At 32.6% G+C, this 19,426-nt stretch carries 8 protein-coding genes; 5 read left to right on the forward strand and 3 right to left on the reverse strand.

Annotated elements, in window-relative coordinates; all coding sequences use genetic code 11:
* From HN894_05995 to HN894_06005, 3 genes are all read left to right on the forward strand, one after another.
* Nucleotides 1-205, forward strand: a 205-nt coding sequence (locus HN894_05995) for a hypothetical protein (protein MBT7142870.1), incomplete at its 5' end; no start/stop codon positions are given.
* A 76-nt stretch (nucleotides 206-281) separates the two neighbouring features.
* Nucleotides 282-1,595 (forward strand): ATP-binding protein, encoded by a 1,314-nt coding sequence (locus tag HN894_06000; GenBank protein MBT7142871.1) that lies wholly within the window; start codon nucleotides 282-284, stop codon nucleotides 1,593-1,595.
* A gap of 311 nt (nucleotides 1,596-1,906) precedes the next feature.
* Nucleotides 1,907-2,941, forward strand: a complete 1,035-nt coding sequence (locus HN894_06005; GenBank protein MBT7142872.1) for a sugar transferase — start codon at nucleotides 1,907-1,909, stop codon at nucleotides 2,939-2,941.
* A gap of 58 nt (nucleotides 2,942-2,999) precedes the next feature.
* On the opposite strand, the gene lipB is transcribed toward HN894_06005, so the two are convergent.
* On the reverse strand, nucleotides 3,000-3,713 hold the full coding sequence (lipB, locus tag HN894_06010) for a lipoyl(octanoyl) transferase LipB (GenBank protein ID MBT7142873.1): 714 nt from the start codon (nucleotides 3,711-3,713) through the stop codon (nucleotides 3,000-3,002).
* Nucleotides 3,714-3,879: 166 nt separating this feature from the next.
* Here lipB and HN894_06015 point away from each other — a divergent pair, with 166 nt between their 5' ends.
* Together HN894_06015 and HN894_06020 are read left to right on the forward strand one after the other, a co-directional pair.
* Nucleotides 3,880-5,172 carry an ATP-binding protein gene (locus tag HN894_06015; GenBank protein MBT7142874.1) on the forward strand — a complete coding sequence of 431 codons (1,293 nt, stop codon included), beginning with the start codon at nucleotides 3,880-3,882 and terminating at the stop codon, nucleotides 5,170-5,172.
* Between the two features lie 101 nt (nucleotides 5,173-5,273).
* Nucleotides 5,274-8,123, forward strand: a complete 2,850-nt coding sequence (locus tag HN894_06020) for a tetratricopeptide repeat protein (GenBank protein MBT7142875.1) — start codon at nucleotides 5,274-5,276, stop codon at nucleotides 8,121-8,123.
* Between the two features lie 218 nt (nucleotides 8,124-8,341).
* On the opposite strand, the gene HN894_06025 is transcribed toward HN894_06020, so the two are convergent.
* Nucleotides 8,342-9,706 (reverse strand): histidine--tRNA ligase, encoded by a 1,365-nt coding sequence (locus tag HN894_06025; GenBank protein ID MBT7142876.1) that lies wholly within the window; start codon nucleotides 9,704-9,706, stop codon nucleotides 8,342-8,344.
* A gap of 81 nt (nucleotides 9,707-9,787) precedes the next feature.
* Nucleotides 9,788-19,279 carry a T9SS type A sorting domain-containing protein gene (locus HN894_06030; GenBank protein MBT7142877.1) on the reverse strand — a complete coding sequence of 3,164 codons (9,492 nt, stop codon included), beginning with the start codon at nucleotides 19,277-19,279 and terminating at the stop codon, nucleotides 9,788-9,790.
* Nucleotides 19,280-19,426: the final 147 nt, after the last annotated feature.

Here is a 19,426-nt window from a genome sequence, read left to right on the forward strand (position 1 = left end):
AAGATTGAATAACCAGGGTTTAAGCTTTCATTCTACTAAAGATATCATCAATGCTGTCGAAAGAGGAAAACTCCCTAATAAGATTATGATGACTTTCCATCCGCAACGTTGGCACGATTCATTTTTTCCATGGACAAAAGAGTTTGTACTTCAAAATATTAAGAATATTGTTAAACGATTCTTTTTTGTGAAATATATTACATAAAGTTGTTTGAAAAAGTGTGTTGATATACATAATGTTGTTTGAAAAAATGTTTGTATATTTGTGCCAAAAATGAAACATGAAAAGGTTTGAGTTACAAAATTTAATAAACTGGAAGAATTCTTCTACACGTAAGCCATTGATAATAAAGGGTGCAAGACAGGTTGGTAAAACATGGCTTATGAAAGAGTTTGGAAATAAACACTACGCACAAACTGTTTATATCAACTTTGAAAAAAGCAATAGACTAAAACCTCTATTTATTGATGATTTTGATATTCGGAGAGTAATAGTTGCATTAGAAATAGAAACTGGATTAACAATAAAATCAAATAATACCCTGTTAATTTTTGATGAAATTCAAGCTTTACCTGAGGCAATAACTGCACTAAAATATTTTTACGAAGAAGCTCCGCAATACCACATTCTTGCTGCCGGTTCATTGCTTGGCGTTGCCTTGCATACACATGTTTCCTTTCCTGTAGGTAAGGTTGATTTTTTGTACCTCTTTCCTCTTAGTTTTATTGAATTTCTTGATGCACTCAACGAATCTGTCCTGATTAAAATATTACAAGAACAAGATTGGAAACTTATTACAACTTTTAAAAATAAGTATATTGAACGATTACGGCAATACTATTTTGTTGGAGGTATGCCGGAAGCTGTTTTAAGTTTTAGTAATAATAATAATTATTCGGAAGTCAGATATATTCAAAAGCAAATTTTAACAGCTTATGAATACGACTTTTCAAAACATGCTCCAAATGAAATTGTACATCGAATACGTATGTTGTGGAATTCTATACCCGCTCAGTTGGCAAAAGAAAATCGTAAATTTATTTATGGTATAATAAAAAGCGGAGCAAGAGCAAAAGATTATGAATTAGCACTTTCGTGGCTATCCGACTGTGGTTTGATACACAAAATATATCTTGCAAATAAACCTGCAATTCCCATTAAAGCTTATGAAGAAAGGAGTGCTTTCAAACTGTTCTTGGTTGACATCGGGCTTCTTGCAGCTATGGGAAATATTGATAAAAAAACACTTCTTGAAGGTAATACCATTTTTACCGAATTTAAGGGTGCAATAACCGAACAATATGTATTACAACAACTTATTAGTAACGATTTTACAACTTACTATTGGTCAGCAAAACATGCTTCCTCTGAAATTGATTTTTTAATTCAATTTTCTGGCGAGATTTATCCTATTGAAGTAAAAGCCAATGAAAATTTGCAAGCAAAAAGTTTAAAAGTTTACAATAAAAAATTTGGTCCCTCTATTTGTATTCGTACTTCGCTATCAAATTACAGAGTGCAAGATTGGATGATAAATTTGCCTTTGTATGCTGTAAACGAATTGCAACGATTATTAGTTAGTATCTGCCCATAAAGTCATATGTTTTGTTCATAATGAGATTAATTTTTTATTTGTGAAATAAATTGCAAAGAAATGTTCTGTTTCTGTAATTTGGATTAGCTTTTAATACGGCATCTCCCTTTCAGGGCTTATTTGGTTTTGGTTGCTTACACAGGGTTTTGTTGCACTCCACCCTATGCTAATATATATCGGAGCTTTGCCCCTCAAAAACAAAATGCCAGAATCTCAAAATATTTTTTAGCCAATTCCTGAAAGAAACAATTGTTTATTCCATTTAATATATACTTTTGTGCAGTTTATTGTTTTAATAATTTAAAAATTAAATGAGAGAAACAATAATTAAAGAAGTAGGTGAGGAGGTTTTTGATTATTTATCAAAATTCACTAAAGTTGTTGATGGTGAGACTCTTGTGGTTTTTACAAGTTCAGTTTTTAATATAGAGAATCAAGAATTTAATAAATATAAAAACATTGTTAATCTACGAAGGATTAATGATATTATCAGAATTAATAAATTTTTTGAAGCTGTAAATGTTAAAATTCCAAACAATGGAGTTTTTATTGGGCATGTAGAAACTAAAAATCAGAGGCGAGAAAGATATTTTAGAAAATTTCCGGCAGTAATAAATCACTTTTTCTATTTTCTTGATTTTATCATTAAAAGAATTTTCCCAAAATTTTTATTAACAAAAAAAATATATTTTTACATTACCGGTGGAAAAAATCGTGTAATAACTAAAACAGAAACTCTTGGTCGTTTGTTTTCCTGTGGGTTCGAGGTTATCAATGAAAAAGAAATAAACAATCATTTATATTTTGTTGCCAAAAAAGTAAAAGAACCGGTTTTCGACAATAACCCAACCTACGGACCATTAGTTCGATTGAAAAGGGTGGCAAAAGACGGAAAAATAATTAATGTGTATAAGATGAGGACAATGCACCCTTATGCTGAATATTTGCAGGCTTACCTTTTTGATACGAATAATTTAAAACCCGGTGGAAAGTTTAAGGATGATTATCGTGTTTCAACAATTGGTAAAATTATGCGAAAATTTTGGATTGACGAACTTCCAATGTTAATAAATCTACTTAAAGGAAATATGAAATTGGTTGGTGTTCGGCCGCTTAGTAAACATTATTTTAGTTTGTATAGTAAAGAACTACAAGATAGAAGAATAAAATATAAACCCGGATTAGTACCTCCATTTTATGTTGATTTGCCAGAAACTTTAGATGAAATTATGGCTTCGGAGAAAAAGTATTTAGATGCTTATGAGAAAAATCCTTTTTTGACAGATGTAAAATACTTTTTTGCAGCTTTTTATAATATCATGATTAAAAGAGCCCGTAGCAATTAATCATATTTTCTAAAGAATATAAACAAAGAATCCCTCCCAACAAGAGGGATTTTTTGTTTTATACGATTAGATGATCTATACCGAAAACCTGAACAAATTTTTCGATAAGAACTTTTTGCACCTCCTTTATAGGAACTTCTTCGCCTAAATATTCCTTCATTGATGTAACTCCTTTGTCTGTGAAGCCACATGGATTTATATAATTGTAATAATTTAAATCAGTATTCACATTAAATGCCAATCCGTGCATTGTAATATATCTGCTTGAACGAACACCTATTGCACATATTTTTCTTGGCTTGGTAATATTTCCGTGAAAAACCCAAACACCAGTAGCTTCATCAATTCGCTGAGCTTCGATTCCATAGTTTGCCAAAGTAAGAATAACCACTTCTTCTAAAAGAATAATGTATTTTTTTAAACCTATGCCGAAATTCTCTAAATCGAAAATGGGATATATTACAATTTGTCCAAGTCCATGATAGGTAATATCTCCTCCTCTATTTATCTTATAAAAGTTAGCACCAATTTTAGTAAGGTATTCTTCATTAATAAGGAGATTTTGAACTTTCCCACTTTTACCAAGAGTGTAAACATGCGAATGCTCACAAATCAATAAATGATTTTTTGTGGAATCAACTTCTTTATTCTTTGATTTATTTTTGATTTCAATATTTCTATTGAATAATTCTTCCTGAATATCCCATGCTTTTTTAAAATCAATTCTTCCAAGATCTTTATAAAATACTGTCTTTGACACTCTATTTTTTATTAATTCAATTTGCTGCAAAACTCCGATTTTTTTTAAAATAATATCCAGTTTTGTGTATTTTTTTTGGAATGTGTTTGAATAAATTTTGATACTAATTGCGTAACTTCTGAATAATGTATTATCTTTACATTATTTAGAACTTATTAATGTACTGATACAACATTATATGGAACGTAAAATTGAAAAGAATTTGTTAGAATGGAAAGATTCTCCAAATTCATTGCCATTAATTATTCATGGAGCAAGGCAAGTTGGCAAAACTTATTCGATATTGGAATTTGGCAAAAAGTACTTCAAAAATGTGCTGTATTTCAATTTTGAAAGCAACAGCGAACTAACAAAAATATTCGACAAAGACTTGAAACCTGAGCGCATTCTAAACGAACTGTCTGTTTTTAGCGGAAAGTCGATCTTAGAACATGAAAGTCTAATTTTCTTTGATGAGATACAAGCATCGGAAAAAACACTTACATCTTTAAAATATTTTGCAGAACAATCTTCTCAATTTCATATAATTGCCGCAGGAAGTCTTCTTGGCGTGGCGATTAATCACGAAAATTATTCATTTCCTGTCGGGAAAGTTGAGATGCAAACTTTGTATCCAATGGATTTTGAGGAGTTTCTGTGGGCAATACAGGAAAAAAATGCAGTAGAAATAATTAGAGAATCTTATCGCAACAATTCTGAATGCTCTCTTCATCAGCACTTTATTGATCTTTACAAAATATATCTCTGTACGGGTGGATTGCCACAAGTCGTGAAAGAGTATATGGATAAAGGAGATTTTGATTTTGTATCTATAATTCAAAAAAATATAAACGATGCGTATATTGCTGATATGACAAAGTATGTTTCTCCTACCGAAACAATCAGAATAATGGCTGCTTACAATAGCATTCCTGCACAATTGGCAAAAATTAACAAAAAGTTTCAATACAAAATAATTAAATCCGGAGCGAGAGCAAATCAATATGAGCTTTCATTGCACTGGTTGAATGCTTCCGGAATAGTTGTTAAATGCTTGAAAACTACCGCAGGGAAATTCCCGTTGAGTCTGCATGCCGAAAACAACTCGTTTAAAATATATATGAACGACAGTGGTCTTCTGTTGTCGAAATTTGGAGTTTCTGCAAATGCAATAATGTCAGGAAATGAAGGATTTAATAACATAAAAGGAATATTGGCAGAAAATTATGTTGCCAATTCATTAGTAATAAATGGATATGTGCCACATTATTGGGAATCTAAAGGAAAGGCAGAGCTCGACTTTGTTATCCAAACTAAAAATGGAGAAGTAATTCCTATTGAAGTAAAATCTTCTGAGAATGTACGTTCAAAAAGCTTGCAGCAATTTGTACTGCAGTATAAACCTCTCTTTTCGATAAGAATCTCATTAAGGAACTTTGGGTTTGAAAACAATATTAAATCGATTCCACTTTACGCATGTTTCTGTATTTGACAAGTAACTAAGAATTATTTATTAACTCAAAGTCTAAGCAAACATTTGAAAAATGCCATTTATTTCCTAATTTTGAATAAATTAAAATACTGACAAAACAGATGCGATTATTACTGGCTTTTTTGATATTTCCTTGCTTTTTGTTTTCACAGAATAGGGCAGAAAGCCTTATTGATGAATACAACAAAATTCCTGTAGAAGACCGAACATCAAAATCGGCAATAGACTTATTGAATGAAATTTCGAAAGCTTACTTGAAAATTGATAGCAAACAGTCACTTGAGTTTGGAAAAAGTGCCCTTAAATACTCAAACAGCATTAGTTATAAAAAAGGTTGTGCTGCTGCAGAAAAACAAATTGGTTCTGCCTATTATTATCAAGGAAATTATAACAATGCTTTAAAATACTTTCAGCAAGCGATTGAAAAATTTGAAATGCTTGAAAATAAGGATGGTATAAAGCATGCTTCAAACTTGCTGGGGAATTCTTGTTTGAATTTAGGAAAATATAACAAAGCATTAAACTATTATTTGAAGGTTTTAAAACTAAATAAAGAAGAAAACAATCATTCAGGAGTTGCAAAAACTTTAAGCAATATTGGTAATGTATATAATTATTCGGGCAATTTATCAGGAGCATTAGAATATTACAACAATGCACTTGAAATTGCAGAGGAGATAGAGGAAAAACTTTTGATAGCGAATTTACTTAACAATATTGGGGCTATTTACGATTCAGACAAAAATTACAAATTAGCATTAGAAACCCATCAAAAATCATTGAAAATTCAGGAAGAAATTGGTGATAAAAGCAGTACATCAAAATCTTTGCACAATATTGGAAGTGCCTATGAAAGTCTTGGTGATAAGAAAAAAGCTGAAGAATATTATTTAAAATCACTTGAAATTGAGAAATTGCTTAATAATAAATTGGAAATAGCTACTTCATTAATTCGTATAGGTAGTTTTTATACAGAAATTGGAAGCTATAAAAATGCCGAGCAGTTTTTAAACGAAGGCTTGAAGCTTGCTCAAGAAATGGGCAATAAATATTTAGTGAATTCTGCTAGTCTATCATTGTCAAATCTGTATGTTAAAATAGGAAACTACAAATCTGCTTTGGTTTTCAATCAGTTATATCATGCTGTAAAAGACACTATGTTTAACGAAAGGAGTGTAGCTGAGATGGCAGAAATGAATGCAAAATATCAAGTTGAAAAAGAAGAAAAAAAGAACGAGATTCTTACTAAAAATAATGAAATCAATAATTTAATAATTAGCCGAAAAAAAACGGTTCAAAAATATTTATACATATCTCTCGGATTGGTAATAGTTTTACTATTAGTGATTTTCAGCAGATATTATTCAAAACAAAAAGCAAATGTTGCATTAGAAGAAAAAAATGCTCAAATAGAAAAACAAAAAGCTAAACTTTCAGAAACTTTGGAAAAACTTAAGTTAGCTAAAGAGCAGGCAGAGAAAGCAAATAAAACTAAAAGCGAGTTTCTGGCAAACATGAGTCATGAAATTCGGACTCCTTTAAATGCGATTCTTGGGTTTACCGATTTGCTTAATTCTCTTATTACAAGTAAAAAACAAAAATCGTATCTCGAATCGATAAAAGCAGGCGGAAAAAATCTTTTGACTTTAATAAACGACATTTTAGATTTATCTAAAGTTGAAGCAGGGAAAATGGAAATCAATTATTCGCATGTAAATCCCTTAAATATTTTCAAAGAAATTGAGCAAATATTTTCGCTTAAAATATCACAAAAGAAAATTGATTTTATTATTGAATATGTTGGAAATATCCCAAAAGGAATGATGCTTAGCGAGACACGATTGCGTCAGGTTTTATTCAATTTGATTGGCAATGCAATTAAATTTACAAGCGAAGGATTTATTAAAGTGATTGTGAGTACAAAGAATTTCGAAAAAGATAAAAATACATTGACCTTAGTTATTTCTATAGAAGATACAGGGATAGGAATTCCTGTTGAACAACAAGAGCTTATCTTTTTCGCTTTCAAGCAAATGAAAGGACAAAATATGAAGGAGTATGGTGGTACAGGTTTAGGCTTAACCATTTCGAAACGTTTGGTGGAAATGATGGATGGAAATATCATGCTTGAAAGTGAGGTGAATAAAGGCTCAATCTTTACAGTAAATTTGAATAATGTTGAAATCGTTCTTCCTGATGAAATGGAAGAAAGTATTTTAGATGAAAAATTCCAGGCAATTGAATTTGAAAATGCTAAAATTCTTGTCGTTGATGATGTAGAATCGAATAGAAATTTAATTCGTGAAATATTTGAAAATGCAAATATTACGGTTTTTGAAGCAAAAAATGGAAAAGAGGCAGTTGAAATTGCAAAATCTGAAATGCCAGAATTGATTATTATGGATATTAGAATGCCTGTAATGGATGGTTTTCAAGCGAATAAAATTATTAAGTCGGATGAAAAAATTGGGCATATCCCAATAATTGCTTTCACGGCTTCTGTTATGAAAGAAGATATAAAGAATATTTTTGATGGAAAATTCGATGGTTTCCTTATGAAGCCAATTCAAATTGAAACTCTTTTTCAGGAAGTGTCAAAATTTCTGAAACACAAAAAAACTAAAGAATCAAAATCAGTTTTGGTTTCGCAAGATGCAGAAATTCTGGAAAGTGTTAAAAGTTTGAATAAAGACAGCCTTGAAAAAGTAATTTATATATTTGAAAATGAATTGATACCAGTTTGGAAAAATGTTCATAAAAATCACTTTATTCACGAAGTAATTAGTTTTGCTGAAAATATAAAGCGCATTGGCATTGAAAATGAATTTAAAATTGTTGAGAGATATGGAGACGATTTGATTTTTTACGCCAACAGTTTCGATATTGAAAATATGGCTGCCACATTAAATCAGTTTCCCGATTTTGTGGAAAGCATCAAACAAATTGTGTAGCTGCAGGATATCAAAACTGGATAGAGAATTCTATATTGATTTGCTATTTCTCCTTTTTATAATTGGGCAAATATTTGTAAAGGGAACATCTAAAAATGCAAATTTCTTCGTTGTTTCAAAATTTTAAAATCCTCATTTACAATGGTAAACTGCGTTTTTAAAATCTCTTACGTCTTGAAATTTGCTATTTTTAGAAGTCCCCTAAAAAAACCCTGTTTTTATTTTTGCAAAATATTTAATAAATCTTCAAAATTAACTTTATGTTGATCACCGGTTTTCATATTTTTAAGAGAAATTAAATTGTTTGCAATTTCATCTTGTCCAAGCATAGCAATGTACTCAACATTTCGTTTGTTTGCGTAATTTAGTTGCTTCTTTACTTTTATAGAATCCGGATATAATTCTGCTTTTATATTTTCCTTCCTTAATTTTTCTAATAGTTGCAAAGAATTCAACAACACCTCATCCCCAAAATTCACAATCATTAATTTGATGTTCTTTTCTAAATATTTCGGATAAAGTTCCAATTGATTCAGAACATCAAAAATTCTATCTGCACCGAAAGATATTCCCACTCCGGAAACATTTGGCAATCCAAATATCGAAGTCAAATCGTCGTATCTTCCTCCACCACAAATACTTCCAATATTCATGTCTGTCGCTACGATTTCGAATATTGCTCCGGTATAATAGTTCAATCCACGAGCTAAAGTAAGATCCAAAACTACTTCAGAATTCATTGAGAAAGATTGAATTAAAGTCAGAATCTGTTCAACTTCAATTATTCCTTGATTTCCAATTTCAGAATTCTTAAGTATATTTTTTAGTTGAATAATTCTTTCTGAATTTGTACCGGAAAGTTTTAAAATCGGAATAAGTTTTTCGATGGAAGTTTCAGAAATACCTTTCTCGGAAAGTTCGGAAATTACTTTGTCAAGACCAATTTTTTCTATTTTATCAATAGCAATAGTTATGTCGATAATTTTTTCGGATTCACCAATATGCTCGGCAATTCCACTTAATATTTTTCTGTTGTTTAATTTTATGATACAGCCTATTTTTAAATTTGCAAAAATTTCATCGGCAATTTGAATTAGTTCTATTTCATTCAATAAAGAATTGCTCCCGATTACATCAACATCGCATTGAAAAAATTCTCTGTATCTGCCTCTTTGTGGCCGGTCTGCCCTCCATACAGTTTGGATTTGATATCTTTTGAATGGAAAGTTTATATCATTTCTATTTTGGGAAACATATCTTGCAAAGGGTACTGTTAGGTCGTACCTAAGACCTTTTTCAGAAATTTTTAAAGCCAGAGCGTTCAGATTTTTTTCGTCAATATCTTCAGTGTTTACTTGTTTAAGGAAATTTCCTGAGTTCAGTATTTTAAATAAAAGTTTATCGCCTTCAGCTCCATATTTTCCCAGAAGTGTAGTTAAATTTTCCATTGCTGGAGTTTCAATTGGCAAATAGCAATATTTTTCAAATACTCTTTTTATTGTATCAAAGAGATAGTTCCTTTTCAGCATTTCACTTTGAGAAAAGTCCCTTGTTCCTTTCGGAATTTGTGTTTTTTGTGCCATTAAATAATTTAAATATTTAAAAATAAAAAAAACCCGCAAATCATAAAGAATTGCGGGTTAGAATAAAAAAATCAATTACTACTATTTAATAATGTTCATAGCTTTAGTCGCTACGAACGCATCTGTTGAAATTTTATAATAATATGTTCCTGCAGAAAGATTTTTACCATCAATTTTAATTTTGTGGTTTCCTGCTTCGAAATCATTATTAACAACTTCTTCTAATTTATCTCCAATTAGATTGTATATTGAAATTGTAACAAATTTACTTTCAGGTAAATAAAATTCAATTTCTGAATAATCTGAAAATGGGTTTGGAACATTTTGGCTTATAGAGAAATGACTATTTCCTACAAGTGAAACTTTTTCGGCAATGCTAATGCCATTTGTTGAATAAGTTTCTTCTCCTTTTTCCCATGATTCCACAAAAAATACTTCTTCAATATTTGTAGAGCTATTCCACAATTTGAATGTCATATTTTCATTGTCCATTAATCCTTCTATAGATTCGGTTGTTTCGTCGTTTCCCCAAACGGAAACCGCTAAGTTAGTATTTGAAAATACTGTAGATCCAACCAAAACCCCATTAGCGTTGAAAACACCTAATTCATCTCCGCTATTTGGAACAACATTCCATGCAGATTTTGGAAAACCTATTGTCATATTCGTACCAGTGTTTTTAACATTTTTAAAATGAACTGGTACTTGGTTAATTATTGTTGATTTAGACAAATAACCATTAGGAGGATAAGAGAAATTGACGGCACCGCCAAGTGTATTAATCTTAATTTGATATCCTTGACCAGGAACCATATTTCCAATTAGGTTTAGGTTAATTTCTGGCCAATATACTTGACCCATAGAGTTTTTAACCAGTGAAATACGATTTGTTACGTTGTTCATTCCTCCATTATAAGTATCCATAAAGATATAATCTATTGAAGCTTCAGAGAATCGTAGATATCCTAACATACTCCAACCGACTGGTACTGAAAGTACTATATTTTCAGGGATAATTTCTTGACCTACTACGGCGAGAGTTGCAGTATTAGCCATTTTAACTTGATATCCTTCTCCTATAGCAATTGTTCCAATTCCGTCAATAATAAATGGTCCGAATAATCCATATGGTGCAAAAATATTTCCATATCCATCTTTAATTATTATTAAATCGCTCATAATATTTGCAAATACGTTAACAACGCTATCACTTGGAGCAAGAACATCAATATATGTTGATATAATATTCCAATTTTGATTTAATGCGATGTATTGAGTATCAACACTTGATGGGTCGAAACCAATTGATAATAAGCCGCTAATACCATTTTCTTCATATGCATCTATGTTTTGGTAGCTTACATCGTAAGTAGCAACAGCTGGATATGTATATCCATTTGTAACATCCCAAATTCTCCAAGTAAATGTTTCAAGATCGTCAAAACCATCTTTCTCAATAGTTAATCCATCGTCTCCCCATGCACTTAGGGCTGTGTTGCTTCCTTCCCATCGAACATATCCTCCACAAGCTGGAACACCTGATGAATCGTAAAATACTCCTAAATAATCTCCAATTCCTATATCTAATCCAACTGCATTTATTGGAATATGTATAGTATGATTATTACCAGTAAATGGAGCATACCAATGAGGAGCTTCTAATGAGTAAATTGAATATGAAGAGCTAACTTGACATCCATTGTTATCTGTAACAGTAACTGTGTAAGTTCCAGATCCGATATTAGCTAAATCTTCAGTAACATCATTTGTGTTCCACAAGTATATGTAAGGATAGGTACCACAACATACATAATTGTCAATCATTCCTGAAATGCCTGTAATAGAATCAGTTCCATAAAGGGTAGATGATAATTCACATGGTTGGTTCAGCACAATAGATGTAGTTTCAAAACAACCAAGGCTATCTTCAATTATAACACTGTACATACCGGCAGTAATATTTGTCAAATCTTCTAAGTTTGAAGAGAATCCATTATCACCGGTCCAGGTAGCATTGAATGGGAATACTCCACCACTAATAAATAAATTTATAGAACCATTAGCATCACCATAACAAAGAGGTTCGCTTATTTGAGAATTTATCAATATTTCATCATGTCCGTGAATAGTAAGTGAGAATATTAATTGACAAGAATTAATATCTGTAACAGTAACAGTATAATCACCTTGTACTAAATCGCTTCGAGGATTAATTAAAGATCCATCCATCCATTGGTATGTATAAGGTGCTGCTCCTCCGAAAGGATCAATATCAACATAGCCTGTTGCATCACCAGCACATAATACATTAAATACTGATGTTGAATCGAAAGAATATGTCATTGGTGCAGGATCAATCAATGTTATTGGCAATTGAGCTGATGAGGAAACATTACATCCGTTTGCATCAGTAACAGTAACATCATATACGAAATTTCCAGGAATTCCTACAAGGTCTTGAGTTACTGCTCCATTTGTCCATAAATAAGAATATGGGCTAGTTCCGCCACCTACACTAATATCAATTGCTCCATCGCTTGAATTATTACAAGAAATTTGGGTTTCATCTATAACTAATACAGACATTGGATTAGGTTGATCTACTGTAAAGCTACCTGTTGTCGTACAGCCTCTTGCATCACTTGTGATAGTTACGCTATATATTCCTGCACCTACTGTTACATCTTGAGTTGTCATTAAATTCGACCAAGTGTATGAGTATGTCTGAATTGCATCAAATCCTGGGTAGAAACCTCCGGCAACATTTGATAAATCAATTATTCCATCTGTAAATGTAAAACAACTAACATTAAAAATGTTACTGTTAAAAGACATTTGGTCCGGTTCATAAATAGTAATACTATAAACTGAAGCACAGCCATTTGCATCCCACATTGACAATGGATATACACCGGCTGAAATATTGGCATATTGTGCTACATTAGCTGTGTAATTAGTTGTGTCATAATCGAATGAGTACATATATGGCGGAGTTCCACCCATTGCTTCGATTGATACAGTTGAGGATTCACCAAAACATTGGATAATATCTCCTGTTAAGTTTCCTAATGTAATTGGGTCTGGTGGAGGACTGATTTGAGCACTTGCACTGTTTGTACATCCCCAGCTATCTTCTATAGATATTGTATAGGTTCCATAGTTCAAATTGAAAATAGAATCAACAGTACCAGTACCTGATACAAATGTCCCACCTGAAGTTTGTCCTGTTGACCAAGTAATAAGGTATGGACTTTCGCCTCCGTTTAAAATTAATGAAATTTCGCCGGTTGTATTTAATATACATGGAGGATCGAAAGCTGTAAGTATTGGAGTAATTGCATTGGCTGATTGTATAATTCCTTGTGAACTCACTTTTTCGCAACCAAGAGCATCAGTAACAGTAATTAAATATGTTCCTGCACCAATATTTGTTACATTTACATCGGTAGAACCATCAAACCAAAGGTAAGTATATGGCGCAGTACCACCCATACCTTGTGCTATTAAATTACCATTTGTTTCACCGAAGCAGACATAATATTCGAAATTAGTTGTTATTGGAAGTGCAGAATTAAATGATACATTTACTGCAGAAGGTTCTGATAAGGTTGCACTAATTGTAGCAGTACAAAGATTATCATCAGTAACAGTAACAGTGTATGTATCGGCAGTTAATAATATTAAATCCTCAAAACTTGATATGTAGGTTCCATTAGAGGTTTCCCAGTGATATGTGAAAGGGCTTGTTCCACCAGATACACCAAGATTTATTGCTCCTGTACTTTCACCATTACAACTAACATTCGTTGTGTTCTGAATTAGTAAAGCTAATGTATTTGGCTGATCAATCGTATAATTAGCTGTAATAGAACAACCGTATAAGTCAGAAACTACTACACTATAGTTTCCAGCAGGGAGATTTGATATATCTTGATCTGTACTACTGTTATTCCATAGATATGTATATTGGTTCCAACCGCCGAATGGAGTAATATCAATAGCTCCATTACTTTCACCGTAGCATTGAACATCTACTGTAGCTGAGTTTGTGATAATTAAATCGTTTGCAGGTTGAAGTATTGTTGCTGATTCAATATCAGTACAAGCATTGTCGTCAAATACAGTAACTGTATATGTTCCTGCAATCAAAGCATTATTGATAAAGGATGTTTCACCATCTGACCAAGTATATGTATAATCTGAAGGAATACCTGTTCCTGAAATTGTACCACCAATTGGAATAGCTGTGATACTTCCCGTGTTTGCTCCATAACATATATTTGGAATCAAATTTAACTGAACCGATACACTTGTTGCAGGTTCTGTTAAAGTTCCATTAACTGAGGTAACACAATTATTGTTATCCGTTACGGTAACTTCATAGGCATTTGCAATTAAATTATTTATATCCTCTGTTGTTTCTCCATTTGACCATAAATAAGAATATGGAGTTGTTCCACCAATAACTCCTAAATTTATTTCTCCTGTGTTGTCTCCATGACAAAGGATATCAGTAATAGAAACAAAATTTGCTTCTAATAAATTTGGTTCATCAACAATAAATGAACCGGAAACGGTACAACCATATAAATCTGAAACAACAACATCATAAGTATTTGCATTTAATCCTGAAATATTCTGAGTAGTTGATGAATTACTCCATAAATAAGTGTATGCTCCCCAACCACCATCTACTGTGATATTAATAGCACCATTGCTTTCTCCAAAACAATTTGCATTAGTAACAAAGTCGTTCAAAATCATTAAATCACTTGCAGGTTCTTGTATTGTTGCACTTTGAGTAACAGTACAAGCATTATCGTCTGAAACAGTTACAGAGTAAGTATTTGCAGGTAATCCGAGAATTTGGAAATCGGTACTACCATTTGACCATGCATAAGTATAATTTCCTACAACTGTTCCGCCATTAGGTAATGCAGTGATTTGACCTGAATTAGCATTGTAGCAAATATATGGGAAGTAATTTAGTTGAAGTGATATTGATGTTGTAGGTTCGGTTAAAGCCGTTGTGCTGATATCAGTACAACCATGTGAATCGGTTACTGTTACAGAATAATTCCCGGCAGGTACAGAACTTAGGTCTTCAGTTATTTCAAAGTTTGACCAAAAGAAGGTGTAGCCTGGAGAACCTCCAGTTACGCTATGCTCAATTTCGCCTGTGTTTTCTCCATTACAAAGAATATCAGTTACAGAAGTAATGCTTGATACTAATTCTGTAGGTTCATCTACAAAATAAGTTCCAGTTGCAAAACATCCTATTAATCCATCAGAAACTGTTACTAAATAAGTCCCTGTAGTTAGATTTATTAAATCTTCTGCATTAGAACCATTATCCCATACGAAAACATTTGATCCCCAACCACCATTAGTTGAGATATTGATTGATCCAGTATTTTCGCCAAAACAGTTTGCATCAATAACTGTTGAATTACTTATTTCCAATAGAGCCAAAGGTTGATTAATTGTTGCTTGTTGCGTAACACTACAACCATTATCGTCAGAAACAGTTACCTCATATGTTCCAGCAACTAAACCTGAAATTTGGAATGTATTGCTGCCATTAGACCAAATATAGTTATAATCTGTTGGAGTCCCAGCTCCTGGAACAGTACCACCGGATGGAATTGCAGTAATACTTCCGGTATTCGCACCATAACAAATATTTGCCATATAATTTAGTTGTACTGAAATAGCGGCAGCAGGCTCAGTAATAGATGTACTAATAATATCTGAACATCCATGTGAATCAGAGACTGTTACACTGTAGTTTCCAGCAGGGAGAGTATTGATATCTTCTGTTATTTCGCCGTTCGACCATAAATAACTATAGTTTGGAGAACCTCCATTAACTCCCAAATCAATTGAACCTGTATTATTTCCATTACAAAGAATATTTGTTGTTGAATTAAAATTCAATTGTAAATCTGTTGGTTCATCAACGAAATAGCTTCCAACTACAAAACATCCTACTATATCTGTAACAGTAACAGAGTAATTTCCAGTAGGAATATTAATTAGGTCTTCAGTTGTTGCAGCATTACTCCATAAATAGGAATTTAATCCCCAACCACCAAAGCTCGTTATATTTATTGAGCCATTGCTTTCTCCAAAACAGTTTGCATCAGTTACTGATTGGTTATTTATTACTAATAAATCTGTAGGTTGATTAATTGTTGCTTGTTGGGTAACAGTACATCCATTATCATCAGAAACTGTTACTTCATAAGTTCCTGCAGTTAAACCAGAAATTTGGAAAGTATTTCCACCATTAGACCAAATATAGCTATAATCCAATGGGATTCCAGTTCCTGAAATTGTTCCACCTGAAGGAATTGCAGTAATACTTCCAGAGCTTGCACCATAGCAAATATTTGCTACATAGTTCAACTGAACAGATACCTCAGATGCAGGCTCTGTTAGAGTTGTGCTAATTGTTTCACTACAACCATTTGCATCTGAAACAGTTACTTCGTAAGTATCAGCAATCAGATTAGTAATATCTTCTGTTGTTGAGTTATTTGACCATAAATAATTATATGGAAATGTTCCTCCTGCAACGCCAATATAAATATCACCACTGTTATCGCCATTACAAAGAATATCTGTTGAAGAATCTATATTCAAATTCAAAACTGAAGGTTGACCAACAGTATAAGTTGCAATAGCAGTACATCCTATTACACCATCGGTAATAGTTACTGTATAATTGCCTGAAATTAAGTTTATTAAATCTTCAGAAACAGCACCATTACTCCACAAAAATGAATATGAACCCCAACCACCAAAAGGTGTAATGTCAATTGCTCCGTCAGAATTACCAAAACAATCTGCATCATCAATTGTTGAACTACTTATTTGTAATAAATCTGTAGGCTGATTAATTGTTGCTTGCTGAGAAACAGTACATCCATTATCATCAGAAACTGTTACTTCATATGTGCCGGCAGTTAAGCTAGAAATTTGAAATGTATTTCCACCATTAGACCATAAATAATTATAATCGGTAGGTGTACCTGAACCGGAATATGTTCCACCAGTAGGAATTGCAGTAACATTTCCTGTACTTGCCCCAAAACAAATATTTGGAAAATAATTTAATTGAACTGATACTGCACTTGCAGGTTCAGATAAAGTTGCATTTATAGTTGAACTACAACCATGGGCATCTGTAACAGTAACATCATAAGTATTAGCAATTAGATTTGCAATATTTTGTGTCGTTTCAGTATTCGACCATAGATAATCGTAAGGCGTTGTTCCTCCAACAACACTAAGATCAATTGCTCCTGTATTTTCCCCGAAACATAAAATATTCGTTGTGGATGGTATGCCAAGAGTTAAGGCATTTGGCTGATCAACAAAATAACTTGATGTTGCAATGCAATTATTAGCATCTGTTATGGTTACACTGTAGGTTCCGCTTTGCAAATTTTGAATATCTTCTACAATTTGTCCATTGCTCCATAAGTAAGTATAAGATCCCCAACCTCCTTGAGGAGTAATATCTAATGCTCCATTACTTTCACCAAAACAATTTACATCAGTAGTTATTGTTCCATTAATATATAAAGTGTCTAATGGTTGAACAATTGTTGCCGATTGGCTAACTTCGCAACCATTATCGTCAGAAACAGTAACTCCATATGTGCCGGCAGTTAATCCAAGATTTTGGAAAGTATTGTTACCATTTGACCATTGATATGTGTATGCCGTAGTTCCACTACCGGCTACTGTTCCTCCTGAAGCTACAGCTGTTATTTGTCCTGTATTTACTCCATAACAAATATTTGGGAAATAGTTTAATTGTACAGCTGTTGAAGTTGCAGGCTCTGTAATTGTCAAAGAAACTGTATCAGTACAATTTTGAGAATCTGAAATAATTACAGTAAAAGTTCCAGCATTAAGATTACTGTTTGTTGAGCTTGTTACTGCATTGTTCCATAAGTATGAATATGGTGGTGTTCCACTAACTACTGAAGTAGTTATTTCACCTGTTGGAATATTTTTACATAACAAGTCTGTTCCAGACAAAGAGGCAACAGGCATAACAGGTGGATTAATAGTAGCTGAAGCAGTTGCCTGACATCCGTTAAAATCGGTTACAGTAACAGAATAAGTACCTACAGAAAGTCCGCCAACATAAGCAGATATTGGATTTCCCGGAGCATCCCAAAAATATGAATATGCCGGAGTACCACCGCTTGGGATTGCATTTACTGAGCCAACAAAATTTATACAATCTTCATCTGTTTTATTAATTACAGTTGATAGAACATCTGGTTCATTTACAATAAAACTTTCACTTTCCTGGCATCCCGAAGTATTATGAGTTACATTCAAAGTATAGGTTCCGGCTACTAAGCCAGAAATATCTTCAGAAACTCCTCCATTTGACCAAAAATACATAAAGTTTGTTGAGGGACCGAAGTTAATATTTACTGTAGGATTAATTGCACCATCTGAAAGACCATTACATGAAACACCTGTTATAATTGAACTAAAGGTAATCTCAGAATTTTCTTCTATTACAGTAACGCTTTCAGTATGTGTACATGAATTTGCATCAGAAATCGTTACAGTATATGTTCCGGCAGATAAGCCTGGTACAGAATATGTTGTGGGATTTCCAGGGGCATTCCAGCTGTAAGTATATAGTGGAGTACCGCCATTAGCAACTATGGAAACTTCACCATTTGAACCTTGAAAACAAGTAACATCAGTTTTAGAAATCGTTCCTGCAAGCTCAGTTGGTTGAGTTATCTCAAAGGTTGAATCTTTTAAACAACCATTTCCGTCAATAATTTGAACTGAATATTGACCTGCACTTTGATTTGATATAAATTCTACTGTTGAAATAGTTGTGCCACCTGAAGTCCATGTACCACCTTCTTGCCAATCATATGTAAATGGAGTGGTTCCGTTAAGTATTAATTGTAATCCTCCATTGCTTCCTCCAAAGCAGCTAACTTCTGTTTCTGAGACTGTAATATTAAATGTTGCTTGCTGAACCATATCCGAAGTTACCGCATTACACATATTTGCATCAGTAACAAGTACAGTATAGACTTGTCCTCCTACAAGGTTGCTAATGTCTTCTGTTGTCGCTCCATTGTTCCAGAAATAAAAATATGGAGGTGTTCCTCCTGAAACTGTCAAATCAATACTACCTGATGAATTACATGTTTCATCAGTAATATTAAGCTGTAATTGCAAACTAGGTGGTTGCGAAATGCTTACAGTACTCATGGCAGTACTACCTCCTTGGCCTGTAACAGTTACTGAATAAGTTGTGGGATATAGAAATGAAATATCCTCAGTTGCATATGTAAAACCATAACCACTTTGCCAGAAATATGAATATGGACCTGGAAATGCGACTTGATCAACTGTAAGGTTTATTGCACCTTGAGGTTCATAGGCACAGGCCGCATTAGTAATAGCAAAGGTTAATGGTCCGTCAATAATCGTTGTATCCTGAGCCAAAGTAGTTGAGCTATGTAGTAAAAAGCTCAGGAATACACTGAAAATTAAAAAGTAATAGATTTTTTTCATAATTTTAAAATTTAGTTCATTATTAAACAGTATATATTAATTAATATTTATTTAAAAGAATTCAAAACACTACATATCAAAATATAATAAATTACACAGAATAACTAATTTTTCACATTCCATACAACTTCTTCTTACTGCCAATTT

It is taken from the genome of Bacteroidota bacterium, assembly GCA_018692315.1.
In the GTDB taxonomy this organism is placed as follows: domain Bacteria; phylum Bacteroidota; class Bacteroidia; order Bacteroidales; family JABHKC01; genus JABHKC01.